Source organism: Streptomyces sp. NPDC096323, from assembly GCF_040302845.1.
GTDB lineage: Bacteria > Actinomycetota > Actinomycetes > Streptomycetales > Streptomycetaceae > Streptomyces.
In genome coordinates this window covers 150,043-162,453 of record NZ_JBEOSI010000015.1, presented here as the reverse complement: position 1 = coordinate 162,453, position 12,411 = coordinate 150,043, and the positions used below count along the sequence as shown (strand labels likewise).

15 protein-coding genes are annotated in these 12,411 nt (G+C 69.3%); 10 read left to right on the top strand and 5 right to left on the bottom strand.

The window, feature by feature from the left end:
• Positions 1-15: 15 nt before the first annotated feature.
• The 8 genes from ABTX18_RS33425 to ABTX18_RS33390 all read left to right on the top strand — a co-directional run bounded on the left by ABTX18_RS33425 (position 16) and on the right by ABTX18_RS33390 (position 7,174).
• On the top strand, positions 16-882 hold the full coding sequence (locus tag ABTX18_RS33425; RefSeq protein ID WP_352126585.1) for a carbohydrate ABC transporter permease: 867 nt from the start codon (positions 16-18) through the stop codon (positions 880-882).
• Between the two features lie 84 nt (positions 883-966).
• On the top strand, positions 967-2,181 hold the full coding sequence (locus ABTX18_RS33420; protein ID WP_352126563.1) for an ROK family transcriptional regulator: 1,215 nt from the start codon (positions 967-969) through the stop codon (positions 2,179-2,181).
• A gap of 83 nt (positions 2,182-2,264) precedes the next feature.
• A complete protein-coding gene (locus tag ABTX18_RS33415) occupies positions 2,265-3,170 on the top strand; it encodes a Gfo/Idh/MocA family protein (protein ID WP_352126562.1) in 906 nt (301 codons plus the stop codon).
• Between the two features lie 133 nt (positions 3,171-3,303).
• A complete protein-coding gene (locus tag ABTX18_RS33410) occupies positions 3,304-3,744 on the top strand; it encodes an ATP-binding protein (RefSeq protein ID WP_352126561.1) in 441 nt (146 codons plus the stop codon).
• A gap of 550 nt (positions 3,745-4,294) precedes the next feature.
• Positions 4,295-4,498: a cold-shock protein gene (locus ABTX18_RS33405; RefSeq protein WP_076967088.1), complete on the top strand. Its 204-nt coding sequence runs from the start codon at positions 4,295-4,297 to the stop codon at positions 4,496-4,498.
• A gap of 321 nt (positions 4,499-4,819) precedes the next feature.
• Positions 4,820-6,355: a DEAD/DEAH box helicase gene (locus ABTX18_RS33400; RefSeq protein ID WP_352126560.1), complete on the top strand. Its 1,536-nt coding sequence runs from the start codon at positions 4,820-4,822 to the stop codon at positions 6,353-6,355.
• 53 nt (positions 6,356-6,408) lie between these two features.
• Positions 6,409-6,804, top strand: a complete 396-nt coding sequence (locus tag ABTX18_RS33395; protein ID WP_352126584.1) for a CBS domain-containing protein — start codon at positions 6,409-6,411, stop codon at positions 6,802-6,804.
• Between the two features lie 58 nt (positions 6,805-6,862).
• Positions 6,863-7,174 (top strand): SCO5918 family protein, encoded by a 312-nt coding sequence (locus tag ABTX18_RS33390; protein WP_352126559.1) that lies wholly within the window; start codon positions 6,863-6,865, stop codon positions 7,172-7,174.
• 163 nt (positions 7,175-7,337) lie between these two features.
• Here the strand turns inward: ABTX18_RS33390 and ABTX18_RS33385 are convergent, their stop codons facing one another.
• Positions 7,338-7,697: a GvpU-like protein gene (locus ABTX18_RS33385; RefSeq protein WP_352126558.1), complete on the bottom strand. Its 360-nt coding sequence runs from the start codon at positions 7,695-7,697 to the stop codon at positions 7,338-7,340.
• A 102-nt stretch (positions 7,698-7,799) separates the two neighbouring features.
• Positions 7,800-8,282, bottom strand: coding sequence for a hypothetical protein (locus ABTX18_RS33380; protein ID WP_352126557.1), 483 nt, complete (start codon positions 8,280-8,282; stop codon positions 7,800-7,802).
• 185 nt (positions 8,283-8,467) lie between these two features.
• Between ABTX18_RS33380 and ABTX18_RS33375 the strand changes: the two genes are divergently transcribed.
• Positions 8,468-9,100: a Dps family protein gene (locus tag ABTX18_RS33375; protein WP_352126556.1), complete on the top strand. Its 633-nt coding sequence runs from the start codon at positions 8,468-8,470 to the stop codon at positions 9,098-9,100.
• Positions 9,101-9,315: 215 nt separating this feature from the next.
• Here the strand turns inward: ABTX18_RS33375 and ABTX18_RS33370 are convergent, their stop codons facing one another.
• Together ABTX18_RS33370 and ABTX18_RS33365 are read right to left on the bottom strand one after the other, a co-directional pair.
• A complete protein-coding gene (locus tag ABTX18_RS33370) occupies positions 9,316-9,783 on the bottom strand; it encodes an MSMEG_6728 family protein (protein WP_352126555.1) in 468 nt (155 codons plus the stop codon).
• A 512-nt stretch (positions 9,784-10,295) separates the two neighbouring features.
• Positions 10,296-10,466, bottom strand: a complete 171-nt coding sequence (locus tag ABTX18_RS33365; protein ID WP_352126554.1) for a hypothetical protein — start codon at positions 10,464-10,466, stop codon at positions 10,296-10,298.
• Positions 10,467-10,616: 150 nt separating this feature from the next.
• On the opposite strand from ABTX18_RS33365, the gene ABTX18_RS33360 reads away from it, so the two are divergent.
• Entirely contained in the window at positions 10,617-10,967 is a 351-nt protein-coding gene (locus tag ABTX18_RS33360; RefSeq protein ID WP_352126553.1) for a hypothetical protein, read from the top strand.
• Positions 10,968-11,021: 54 nt separating this feature from the next.
• Here ABTX18_RS33360 and ABTX18_RS33355 read toward each other — a convergent pair whose 3' ends face one another.
• The gene (locus tag ABTX18_RS33355; RefSeq protein ID WP_352126552.1) at positions 11,022-11,462 is read right to left on the bottom strand and encodes a hypothetical protein; all 441 of its coding nucleotides are present in this window, start codon (positions 11,460-11,462) and stop codon (positions 11,022-11,024) included.
• Between the last annotated feature and the right edge of the window lie 949 nt (positions 11,463-12,411).

Sequence of the window (12,411 nt, the reverse complement as noted above, 5' to 3'; positions counted from 1 at the left end):
CGACCCCGCCGGACCCTGACCCGCGCCCAGTTCGAGGAACGGTTTTTCGGAGTCCTGCGCTGGATCGTGATCGCTTTCCTTGCGGCGATCACGATCGTGCCCTTCTACTACATGCTGATGCTGTCGGTGAAGCCGATCGACGCCCTCCTCCTGGACCCGGGCAACCTCTGGGTCTCCGCGAAGGACTTCACCCTCGCCACGTACGAGAGCGTCCTCAAGCCGACCTCCGAGGGCGGCCAGGGTTTTCTCGGCATGCTGCTCAACTCGGCCCTCGTCGCCGTGGCGACGGTCCTGCTCACCCTCGCCGCGGCGGTGCCCGGCGCGTACGCCGTCAGCCGGCTGAAGTTCTTCGGCAACCGGCACGTCAGCGCGCTCTTCCTGGCCGTCTATCTCTTCCCTGCCACCCTGCTGGCGGTTCCGCTCTTCGTGATGTTCGCGAAGATGGGCCTCTCCGGCAGCCTGGTGGGACTGGCCGTCGTCTACATCGCCCAGACCGTGCCGGTCTCGATCTACATGCTGAAGAACTACTTCGTGACCATCCCCTTCAGTATCGAGGAAGCCGCCGCGATCGACGGTGCCTCCCGCCTCCAGACCGTACGCAGGATCGTCCTGCCCCTCGCGCTGCCGACCCTCATGGCCACCGGGCTCTACGTTTTCATGATCGCCTGGAACGAATTCCTGTTCGCGCTCCTCTTCCTGGCGGCGGAGCCGGACAAGTGGACCGTGTCGCTGGGGCTCCAGCAGCTGGCCAACGGCATCGAGGTGTCCAAGACCGTACTGATGGCCGGGTCGGTCGTCCTCACCATCCCCGTGGTACTGCTGTTCTTCGCGGCCGAGCGGCTGCTCACCGAGGGGCTGACCAGCGGCGCCGACAAGGGCTGAACACGGGGCAGGCACGGTACGGGACCGGCGCCGGGCGGCACGACGGACCCGGGCACGGGACGAAACAGGACGAGGGCGGCGGGGATGGCAGGAAATCAGGCGAGCGCGGGGCATCTGCTAAGGCTGATCCGTAGCGGCGAGGCCACCACACGAGGTGAACTGCAGCAGGCCACAGGGCTGTCGAGGTCGACGGTCGGCCACCGCCTCGACCAGCTCTTCGCGGCCGGCTGGCTGCGTGGTGCCGCCGGCACGTCCACCGGCGGACGCCCCTCGGCCCGGCTGGAGTTCGACCCCACCCATGCCGTGGTGCTGGTCGCCGACCTCGAGACCCGGCACGGCCGCGCCGCCGTCCTGGACCTGGCCGGCACGGTCCTCGCCGAGCACACCGGTGACCTCGTCATCGCCGACGGCCCCGAGCCGGTCCTTGACCGGCTGGCCCGCTGGTTCGGCCCGCTCCTGGAAGGGGCAGGTGCCACGCCGGACCGGGTCTGCGGAATCGGCCTGTCCGTGCCCGGCCCCGTCGACTGGGCGTCCGCCCGGATCGTGCAGCCCCCGATCATGCCCGGCTGGGACGGCTTCCCGGTACGCGAACGGCTGCGGGAGGCCTTCGCCAAGCACGTGGGGATGCACTCGGGCGGTGATCCGCTCCCCGTGTTCGTCGACAACGACGCCAACCTGATGGCCCTGGCCGAGCAGCGCGAGAGCCACCCCGGCTGCGCGGCCTTCGTCCTGATCAAGGCCTCCACCGGAATCGGCGCCGGCGTGGTCGTGGGCGGCGAGGTGTACCGGGGGATCGACGGAGGGGCGGGCGACATCGGCCACATCCGGCTCCACGACCGCCCCGACGCCCTGTGCATGTGCGGTTCCTACGGCTGCCTGGCGGCCGTCGCCAGCGGACGGGCCATCGCGGACCAGCTCACCGCAGCCGGTGTCCCCACCGCGTCCGGCTCGGACGTGCGCGAACACCTCGCCGCGGGGCAACCGGACGCGGTCCGGCTCGCCCGCGAGGCGGGCCAGCGCATCGGCGAGGTACTCGTCACGGTCGTCACCCTCCTCAACCCGGGCGTCCTGATGCTCGGTGGCGACCTGGCCGGAACACCCTTCCTCACCGGCGTACGCGAACTCCTCTACCAACGGGCCCTGCCGCGCACCACCGCCCACCTCCAGGTGACCACCTCCGCCCTCGGCGACCGGGCCGCCCTGCTCGGGGCGGCCGTGATGGTGGTCGACCACCTCTACGCCCCCGACCGGGCCGACGCCCGACTCACCGCACTCGCCCGGAGCGCCGGAACCGGCTGATCCGTGCCGGTCCTGGCCCCGCCCACCCCATCCGTACCCGCACCGGCTCCCGCCCCCGCCCGCCCCATCCACGGAGAAGCGCCATGTCCCACGTCCTCGCCCCTTCCCGAGGCGACCTGCCCCATCCGCCGGTCCGCGTCGGGCTGGTCGGCGCCGGACCCTGGGCCCGAGCCATGCACGCCCGGATGCTGGCCGCCGGGCCGGAGACCGCTCTGACCGCGGTCTGGGCCCGGCGTCCGGAAGCGGCCGCCGAACTCGCCCACACCCACGGCGCCCGCGCCGCCGGCTCCTTCGAGGAACTCCTCGACCACTGCGAGGCGGTCGCCTTCGCCGTGCCGCCCGCCGTCCAGGCGGGGCTGGCCGTACGGGCGGCCGCCGCCGGCCGGGCGCTGCTGCTGGAGAAGCCCCTGGGCGCCGACCTCGCCGCGGCCCGCGCGGTCGCGGACGCCGTCGCCGAACACGGCGTCATCTCACAGCTCGTGCTCACCAAGCGCTACCACCCGGCCACCCGGGCCTTCCTGGCCGAGGCGGCCACCCGTCAGGTCCTGGGGGCCCGGTCGTGCTACCTCCACGGCGCTTTCCTCGGTGGCGAGTTCGCGACGGGCTGGCGGCTTCAGCACGGCGCGCTGCTCGACCTCGGACCCCACCTGCTGGACCTGCTGGACAGTGCCGTCGCCCCGATCACCTCGGTACGCGGCACCGGCGACCCGCGCCACTGGGTCGAGCTGACCTGCGAGCACGAGAACGGGGCGGTCAGCCAGGCGTCGCTCTCGGGCAGCGTCAGCCTGCCCCGCGCCCGGACCCGCGTCGAGCTGTTCGGCCCCGGCGAGGAACTCGTCTACGACACGGCGGACATCGACCACGAGGAATGCTGGCCGGTACTCAGGCGCGAATTCGCCACGGCCGTCCGGACCGGGACCGGAACCGGTATCGATGCGGCCAGGGGCCTGCGTCTCCAGGAACTGCTCGATCAGGTGGGAAAGGCCTGACCCACTCGTATCCCCAATCGGCCGGCTCGCTCTCTTCGGCTTCGGGAGGCGGGCCGGCAGCATGCCGGGGCGAGAGGGGTTCTCCTCGAAGGCGGGGGTAGACGGGTGACGAGGACCGAGCGAGGGAGGTGCGATGGCGAAAGACACGTCGCTGCGCGCGATGGGATGGGCTCAGTCGTTTCCGGTGTCGCAAGGCGTGCGGGCCGGCCGGCGGTGGACGAGCGAGCATCTGGCGTCCTTGGAGTGGACCAGGGACGCCCCCGAAGTAGTGGACGCGATACTGCTCAGTGTTTCCGAACTGGTCACCAACGCGCACGTGCACGCGCACAGTGACGCCCAGCTGGTTCTGACCTGGGACAGCCACTGCCTGCACGTGAGTGTCCACGACTCCGATCCCCTGCCGCCCAAAAAGCAGTCCGAAGATCTCACGACGACCGGGGGCCGCGGACTGGTCATCGTCGACGCGCTCGCCGACGGCTGGACCACACATCCGCAGGCGTCCGGCAAGACCGTCACGGCGTGCTTCGTACCGCCGGGCGCTCCGAAGCCCCGGCATGGCCGGGACGCCGGCTGAACCAAGGGCCGCAACGACTCGTATCTTCCGCAGGAGCCGCACGGAAGGCGGAGGACAGCACCGGCCAGCAGCAACAGCCGTCGTCGCGGCGGGAGGGGTCACCCCCGCGGACGTCAGCCACGACCGGGCTGCCCGGAACGGGTGCGTCATCTGACCTTGCGTCGTGACCCGTGTATGGGCCACCGAGCTGGCGTTCGGCCGAGTGGTGCTTGTCTTCGATCCGTGAAGGCGACCCCCTTTTCCTGCAACGCTGTGTTCCGGGTGGATCAATATCTACGACCGCGGGGTGAGGGTTCAACGCGTCGCGCTGTGAGTGTTTTTACCGCAGTGAAGGGGGTGCAATTATTCGCCGTACGCGGGCCATTACCGCATGCTACTGTCGATCTCAGTTGCAGTTGTGGTTCCCAAAACTTCAAGTCTCCTCGTGGATGTTTTTGACCAGGGGAAGCTTCTTTGTATTTCCGGTTGTTTCTCCGGTCGGGGCATCATCGCGGCGACCCGGCATCCGTGCATCACGGGTCCGGCGTACTGCCCCCAGAGGAGACATGACATGGCGTCAGGCACTGTGAAGTGGTTCAACGCGGCCAAGGGTTTCGGCTTCATCGAGCAGGACGGTGGCGGCGCTGACGTGTTCGCCCACTTCTCGAACATCGCCGCTCAGGGCTTCCGCGAGCTGCTCGAAGGTCAGAAGGTCACCTTCGACATCGCACCGGGCCAGAAGGGCCCGACGGCCGAGAACATCGTTCCCGCCTGACGTCGACACGCGCTTCGCGGCTGGGGCCCGCGCCCCTCGGGGTACGGGCCCCGGCTGCGGACATCGCCCGCAGTGGTGTTCGCCTGCGGCACTTTCTCCGCGTACGGAGTCCTCTCGGCGCCCCTTTCTCCAGGCGCGACCCTTCAAGGGTTTTTGGGATTTCACGTCCAGGTGACGTCGCCCTCTTTCCTGGTCTGCACCCGGGGTCAACCGTAGGTCAGACTTTCTGTCGCATTCTTCTCGGCCCGTTCTTGTGATTCCCCGCGCTGTTCTTCCGCTGCGAGAATTCCTTGATACGTGCCGTATCAAGGAAGGTTCTGAATGAACCCCACACGTACAAACAACCGGTCTTCCCGCGCTCGCAGCCGCACCCTCGACTCCGGCGCCGGTTCAGGCCCGGGCAGTCGGTTCAACTCACCCGCCCCGGCACGTTCCGCGGCCCCGGCCCGTTCCGGCAGTGCCCGCTCGGGCGGCAGTGCCCGCTCGGGCGGCCAGGGGCGGCGGCCCGCCGCGGTGCAGGGCGAGTTCGCGCTGCCGGTCACGGTCACTCCCGCCCTGCCTGCCGTCGAGGCGTTCGCCGACCTCGACATGCCGGGGCAGCTGCTGGCCGCCCTGACCGCGCAGGGCGTGAGCGTCCCGTTCCCGATCCAGGGCGCGACTCTGCCCAACACCCTCGCGGGTCGCGACGCGCTGGGCCGTGGACGTACCGGCTCCGGAAAGACCCTCGCCTTCGGCCTGGCTCTGCTGGCCCGCACCGCCGGGCGGCGTGCCGAGCCCCGGCAGCCGCTGGCGCTGGTCCTCGTGCCGACGCGTGAACTGGCCCAGCAGGTGACCGACGCGCTCACCCCCTACGCCCGCTCGGTCAAGCTGCGCCTGGCCACCGTCGTCGGCGGGATGTCGATCGGCAGGCAGGCCAACGCGCTGCGCGGCGGGTCCGAGGTTGTCGTGGCGACGCCGGGCCGGCTCAAGGACCTCATCGACCGTGGTGACTGCCGGCTTGACCAGGTCGCGATCACCGTGCTGGACGAGGCCGACCAGATGGCCGACATGGGCTTCATGCCCCAGGTCACCGCTCTCCTGGACCAGGTTCGCCCCGACGGTCAGCGGATGCTGTTCTCCGCCACTCTCGACCGCAACGTCGACCGCCTCGTCCGCCGCTACCTCAGCGACCCGGTCGTCCACTCCGTCGACCCGTCCGCAGGCGCGGTCACGACGATGGAGCATCACGTGCTGCACATCCACGGGGCCGACAAGCACCGGACGACGACGCAGATCGCGGCACGCGAAGGCCGGGTGATCATGTTCTTGGACACCAAGCGGGCTGTCGACAAGCTCACCGAACACCTGCTGGCCAGCGGTGTCCGGGCCGCCGCCCTGCACGGCGGGAAGGCGCAGTCGCAACGCACGAGGACGCTGACCCAGTTCAAGGCCGGGCACGTCACCGTGCTCGTGGCCACGAACGTCGCCGCCCGCGGCATTCACGTCGACAACCTCGACCTCGTCGTCAACGTCGACCCTCCGACCGACCACAAGGACTACCTGCACCGCGGCGGCCGTACCGCGCGCGCCGGTGAAGCCGGCAGCGTCGTCACCCTGGTCACCCCGAACCAGCGCCGCGACATGAGCCGCCTCATGACCGCCGCCGGCATCGTGCCTGAGACCACCCAGGTCCGATCCGGAGAAGAAGCGCTCCACCGGATCACCGGCGCCCGGACCCCCTCCGGCATCCCTGTGGCGATCACCGCACCGGTGGTCGAGCGGCGCCGGAGCAGCGCGGCCTCACGCGGGCGGCGCAGCCCCGCCTCGGCGGCCCGTCGTGTGACCGCGCATCAGTCCTCCTTCGACGCGGCTGCCTGACAACTTCGTGGCCTGGAACCTAACCGCCTATACAGGAGACACCTTTGACAGTGATGCATACGGAGCCCCACCCGGCCGGTGTCACCGCCGTACACAGGACGGTGGCCGACGTCATGGAAACCGCCGGGCCGCAGGCGTGTGACGACATGACGGTCGAGGTGGCCCTGTCGGTCATGACCAGTGCCCGCACCGGGCATCTGCTCGTCTGCGACGACAGCGGCCTGTGGATCGGACTGGTCACCCAGGCCCAGCTCGCAACAGCTCGTGACAGCTCCGCGTACTCGGACAGGGTCCAGCTGCGGGACATCCTCGGCGACCGCGGACCGTTCACCTCGCCCGTGACCACCATGTCCGAAGCCGCGCACATGATGCGTCACAGCCACGTCGACGCCCTGCCCGTGGTCGACGGACACGGCAGCGCCCTGGGCGTCCTTGCCCCTGCCGGCTGAGCCGTCTCCACCACGCCGGAGCCACTGCTTTCTCCGCTTCCTCTCCCCGTGAGGCATCATGCGCTGTGTCATCGCCCGCTTTCCGTTCGACCTGACCAGGAGTGGCGTCCTGGAATCGATGAAGGGCGTCAAGCCCGAGCCTGCGCCCGGCGAGTCCGTGATCATCGGCCGGCGCACTTACCCCGTCAAGCAGGTCGGCCAGGTCGTCACGCGTCAGGATCGCCGCGACTTCAGCGCGGGAGAAGTCATCCGGGCCATGACACAGCTCGGCTTTACCTGCCGCGGCGTTCCACAGGCCCCCGCGCCCACCCGCGCCCTCAACCCGTTGCAGCACGCGTCCGCGATGCTCGGCGCCCCTGTGGCCGCCTGACCGACGGGCAGGCGCGAGCTGCCGGCAAGCAGCTGTGAAGGTCCGATCGGGGTGCGCCCGTCGGACCTTCACCGTGTACCGGGGGTCAGGCCTGTCGTTCGGATCAGGCCAGTCCTCGGGAGCCCGGCATGATCCGAACGAATGGCCTGGACGCGGCAGTGGGTCAGTGGTCGGAGTAGCTGAAGTCGCCCATGGTCCAGGCGCTGACGTCTTCGATCGCGACCCGGTACATCCCGCCTGTCTCCGGGATCCCTACGGTGCCCTGGAGAATCCGAGCCACGTGGAAGTGCAGATGTGTGGGCGGGCCTTCTTCGGGTGCCGCAGTGGCGAACATGGCAGAAAAGTCGCTCAGGACGGCCGAGTCCGCCAGGACCTCCGACACCCGCTGCCTCCAGACGGCTTCGGGAGCCAGCCGGCCCGTGATGACAGCACCACCGGCGACCACGGTCAGAGGCATCTGATTACTGCGCCCGGACTCCACCAGGGTGGCAACGTCAACGAGCAGCGCGTCACGCTTCGACATGAGGCCGATTATATTCGTCGATCACCGGACTGCTCCATTGTGGTGCCGAGTGCGGCACAGGCGGACGGGAGTGCATCAGCCGGGTACCCGCTCAGGCGTCGCTCAGCGCCGCGTGCGCCCTGGGTCGGAGGTCATTCGGCAGCCGTCAGTACTCACATTCCTGGGGGTACCCCCAGCGGGCCGGCGCGCCCGTTTGAGTTCGGCTTCGTAGAGGTGGTCTCGGCCCTGGGCCAGATCCTGGACCAGCCGGTGCTCAAGGTCGGTGAAGGGACGGTGATAGGTGCGGTTGTAGGCCTCGACGATCTGGAAGGTCCAGTGACCGGGGATGACGTCGCGCCCGAGGATCTCGCGCTCGACTGTCTGGGCCTCCTTGGCGTGACCCGCCTCGCGCAGCAGGCGCACGGCGTCACCGACCTGGAAGTCGGCGGTCCCGGTCAGCTGGTGGAACTCGTACAACGCGCCGCGGGCCCGCTCGGTGGTCTCCAGGGCCTTCGACAACGCCCCCAGGGCTTCCACCGTCTTGTCGCTCACGCCCGCGGGACGCAGGTGCGCAGTCCCTTGCTTCATGGTCTGTTCGTCGCCCATGTATGCAGACCTGCCCCGAACGTGCGGCGCTCTACCAACACACTTCACCTCCGTTCCCGAAGCGGAGCAGGCGAGGCCCGCAAGCAGTTCGGCTGATGAGCTGGGCGGGCCCTCCCTGCGGGCCAGTCGGGTGGACATGCGGCCGGTCGAGGCTGGGTAGCCGTTGAACGCGGCACTTGAGTCCCATGTCGCCTCAGAGTTCACAGACCCGCTATACCGTGCCCGGCCTCAGTACCAAAGCGGGAGGACAGATCATCGGCCTGCTGGCTCCGCGCCTGCACTCGCTCAATGACCTGGCCCTCACCCTCAAGCACATCCACTGGAACGTGGTCGGCCCGCACTTCATCGCTGTGCACCGGATGCTCGACCCTCAGGCCGTGGCAGTGAGAGGCATGGCCGACGCCGTTGCCGAGCGCATCGCCGCTCTCGGCGGTGAACCGCAGGGCACCCCCGGAGCCCTGGTGGCCGCTCGCACGTGGGACGACTACAGCATCGGCCGGGCCGACGCGATCGCCCATCTCGGTGCACTCGACCTCGTCTACACAGGCATCATCGAGGACCACAGGAAGGCGGCCGCGAAGGCAGCCTCCCAGGATCCGGTCACCGAGGACCTCCTCATCGAGCACCTGCGCTCCCTGGAACAGTTCCAGTGGTTCGTGCGCGCTCACCTGGAGAGCAGCTCCGGGGCCCTCACTACCGCGGACGCCGGAACCGAGGACCGTGCGGCCAAAGCCGCCGCTTCCTCCGGGAAGCCGGCCGCCCGCAGCAGCACGCCCCGCACGGCCAAGAAGACCGCGGCCGGCAAACGCACCCGCTGACCGGCTCCCCGGGGGAGCGGACGTGTCGCCTGCCCTTGGACTCCGGCGGTGCTGACGACCCAACGGGTTCGAGCCGACAGAGACACGACGTCGTGCTGCGAGCAGCAGGAGAGCGGAGCAGGTCCGCGAGCGCGCCACCCGTGGTGGGATGGCCCTTCGTACGTGCCGACAACTTTGCCCGCCGCCGTGGCACCCATTCAAGCCGTGGCACCCATTCAACGAGAACGGTCCGACGCGGGCCAGACGTAGGGAAGGCCTTCGGGGTCGTCCGGGAACAGGGGACCGTAGACGGCCGGGTTCTTGGTCCGTAGCGCCGACCGATGACTGCGGTGGAATGCGGGGTCTCCCAGCCAGGGTGGCAATTCACCGTCCGCCATGAGCTGCTCCTGCGTGCGTACGCGTGTGTGAGCGTGATGGGCCGCGAAATCGTTCATCAGGGAGGCGGCGCACGTGTCTCCGTGCCCGGCTGCTGTCCATACCCGGCATATCTCGAGCCCGTAGCACACCAACGCCTCTTCGTAGCCGGTCCACATGCGCACGGCGGGGTGGTGCCGCCAGCCGTAGCCGGGGACCGTCAGACCACGCTGCACCTGAAGTGCCTCGACGCGCTGCTTGCCCAGGCGCCGCGGGTCGAGTACAGCCGCTGAGGCGACGAAGTCGGGATAGGGGAGAAACGTCTGCATGATCGTCCCATGTCCGAGTGACTGCGCAGCGATGCGACGACGGGGCGTGTCCTCCCTGGAGCCGGCCCGGGCGTCACCCGGTCAGCCGGTCGGCAGACAACAGGCAGCCGCCGCCTCTGACCTGCGCGCTGGGGAACGTACGGTCAACCGTATCCAAAAACTCGAGCCGCGAAGAATGCGGCAATGATGACGAAACCAAGCAGAATCAGGTGGTGTCTCCCGGTGAGTTTGGTGAGGACGCCATAACTCCATCTTCTCGCCCTCGCTTCCTTTCTGCACGGTCTGTGGGACGCGTTGCCTCCGCAGCTTCCTGCCAGGTGAGCGCGTACGAACCATGCCGGCGCAGGCAGGTCGAGTACCCATGGCGTCCCTGGCCCGTCACCTTGGCACTGGACTGCGACACGTGGCGCTGAGCGGCCGGCTCCTGGGCGCATTCACTCCTGGCCGTGCCCTGGCCCCGCATGGAGTCGGGGCCAGGGCTGAGGTGCCGGATCACCGCCGGCGCGTCGGCGTCAGCGTCTGCGGGAACGATGGGCCGTGCCGATTCCCGCGACGTGCAGGGCGAGAAGTGCCAGGCCCAGAAGCATGAGGTTCACGGAGGCGAAAACGTCGTTGGTGGTGATGTCCGCGGCGTTGATCAGGAAAGCGATGACGAACAGGACGGCCGCTGCTATGCCGAGCATGGAGTGCTCCTCTCGATGGGGTGAGGTGCGTGTGCCCGGACTTTTCGCGAACAGACCCCGTTTCCGCTTCGGAAGGGAGAGGCGGCCGGGCAGCAGCCGGCGGTCTTGTGGTGGCTGAGTACGGTTCGCAGGGGCTTTAGCGGCTGGCCCGTGGACGACAGAGCGTTCAGGCTGCCGAGCAACACCGACTGCTCGTCGAAGACCGCGATCTTCTGGTGCACGAAGTTCATCGGGATCGACATGTGGGCCACCGTGCGAATATCCGTGATCAGCGCCTGGGCTTGCAGGCTTGCGTGGCAACTGATCAGCGTCGACGGATCAGGTCCGCACGCAACGGGCCTGCCCGCCCGGCCTGACCTCCCGGGTGCCGCCGAAGGCGTGGTGGGCGAGGTGCAGGCCGGGCACGGGCGGCTCGACCGCGTGGTCAGCGACGTGGGCGGACTTCAGGCCCGAACTGGTGGCTGCGCCCAGGCGAGCAATATGCGTGGGCTCTTGCCATGAGGCCGATATGGGCGGACGGCTCAGCTCGACGCAGTATGCGCCGGTGATCCCTGCTCAGCGGCGGCCTGTGGCCAGAGTGACGAGGAACTGGCCGCCGCCCGGCTCGATGTCGGCGGTCACCGGCAGCCCCGGCGCCAGTCGGGAGAACCGGTCCACCAGCCAGTCCGCCGTCTCCTGGGCGTCCTGCCTGGTCGGACAACGGCCCACCATCTCGCGGCCCCCCTTGCGCTCCAGCCTCGCGGCAACGGTGATCAGCGGCGCGGGTTCGACCACGTACAGGCGGTCGGGCCAGGCGATGGTCACCTTGACAGCGCCCTTGCGGGTGTTGCATCCGCGGTGCGCGAGCCGCTCCGCGACCTTGGCCTTCCGGTCGGCAGTCCGGCTGTCGACGCTGGGCCCCCGCGGGTCGTTCACCGACTCGTCGGGGTCGACCGCTTCGTCACACACCCAGCACCGCCAGCCGTCGCGCTCGGCCACATCATCAAGGAGGCTCATCCGAGCAAACTAGCCTGCCCGGCCGCCAACCCGCGCACCAGGGCCCCGGCAACCTGTCAATGCCGGCCAGCGGGGAGAGCCCCGCTCGTGGCAAGCCCTTGCCTCAGGGCTGTCCCGCAATTCCTGGCGGGCGCGCGCCGACAGCTACGGCACCTCGCCGCGTTGTCGAAACGCCCGAATACATCCAGTATGCGGGCGCCTCTCCGCCTTGCGATGCACCGCATCTGACGCCGCGCGCTGATCCACCAGGAATTGCGGGACAGCCCTTCGGGTGACCGCACCGATTGGATGTTCCGGCGCCGCCTTTCCCCGGTCATGCAGTGGCGGGGCGGCCACCCGCACGTACCCCGAATTACGTAGTGCCGGTCAGGGAAACCACTGACTCCTGGCACGGCCAACGGGTGGGAGAGTCGTGGTCGGCCGGTGAGCCGTAGGCATTGGGGCGGCCTGCGCGTCGTGCGACTTCAAGGGGGGCGGGCGGTGTGGCGCGAACGGCGGGGAGATGGCAGCGGAGGCTGGGCCTGACCGGATCGGTGGTCAGCCTGGCCGTCGCCGGGTGGCTGATATGGCTGCTCCCGGCGCCCCACCTGGCGGCCGTTCTGGGCATGGGCCCGGTTGACGGCATCATGATGATCTCGGGGTGCTACGAGGCCACGGACGCGGAGGGCTATCAGGACGGCACCGACTGCACGGGCACGTACCTGCCACGTGCGGCGGGGGAGTCCCGGCGTCGGATCACACTGGACAAGGCCGCTCACCCGCGGAGTCGACGCCGAAGCAGTGATCCGGATCGCTCCGGCGCCGCTCACGGAACAGGAATGCATCGAAGGGCTCGCCCCCGACCTGCCTCGCGCCCGGGCCGCGCAGCTCTACGCCACCGGCGAGGGCAACCCCCCTGTACTTCCTGTCCCTCGTACACGCGCACCGTGAGAGCGCCGCGCACGGCCTC

Excerpts from the sequence above, each read along its gene's own strand:
- ABTX18_RS33380 (WP_352126557.1), bottom strand. The coding sequence starts at position 8,282 with ATGGGCGACGAACAGACCATGAAGCAAGGGACTGCGCACCTGCGTCCC.
- ABTX18_RS33395 (WP_352126584.1), top strand. The coding sequence starts at position 6,409 with ATGCATACGGAGCCCCACCCGGCCGGTGTCACCGCCGTACACAGGACG.
- ABTX18_RS33375 (WP_352126556.1), top strand. The coding sequence starts at position 8,468 with ATGTCGCCTCAGAGTTCACAGACCCGCTATACCGTGCCCGGCCTCAGT.
- ABTX18_RS33400 (WP_352126560.1), top strand. The coding sequence starts at position 4,820 with ATGAACCCCACACGTACAAACAACCGGTCTTCCCGCGCTCGCAGCCGC.
- ABTX18_RS33415 (WP_352126562.1), top strand. The coding sequence starts at position 2,265 with ATGTCCCACGTCCTCGCCCCTTCCCGAGGCGACCTGCCCCATCCGCCG.
- ABTX18_RS33420 (WP_352126563.1), top strand. The coding sequence starts at position 967 with ATGGCAGGAAATCAGGCGAGCGCGGGGCATCTGCTAAGGCTGATCCGT.
- ABTX18_RS33410 (WP_352126561.1), top strand. The coding sequence starts at position 3,304 with ATGGCGAAAGACACGTCGCTGCGCGCGATGGGATGGGCTCAGTCGTTT.
- ABTX18_RS33355 (WP_352126552.1), bottom strand. The coding sequence starts at position 11,462 with ATGAGCCTCCTTGATGATGTGGCCGAGCGCGACGGCTGGCGGTGCTGG.
- ABTX18_RS33370 (WP_352126555.1), bottom strand. The coding sequence starts at position 9,783 with ATGCAGACGTTTCTCCCCTATCCCGACTTCGTCGCCTCAGCGGCTGTA.
- ABTX18_RS33385 (WP_352126558.1), bottom strand. The coding sequence starts at position 7,697 with ATGTCGAAGCGTGACGCGCTGCTCGTTGACGTTGCCACCCTGGTGGAG.
- ABTX18_RS33365 (WP_352126554.1), bottom strand. The coding sequence starts at position 10,466 with ATGCTCGGCATAGCAGCGGCCGTCCTGTTCGTCATCGCTTTCCTGATC.
- ABTX18_RS33405 (WP_076967088.1), top strand. The coding sequence starts at position 4,295 with ATGGCGTCAGGCACTGTGAAGTGGTTCAACGCGGCCAAGGGTTTCGGC.
- ABTX18_RS33390 (WP_352126559.1), top strand. The coding sequence starts at position 6,863 with ATGCGCTGTGTCATCGCCCGCTTTCCGTTCGACCTGACCAGGAGTGGC.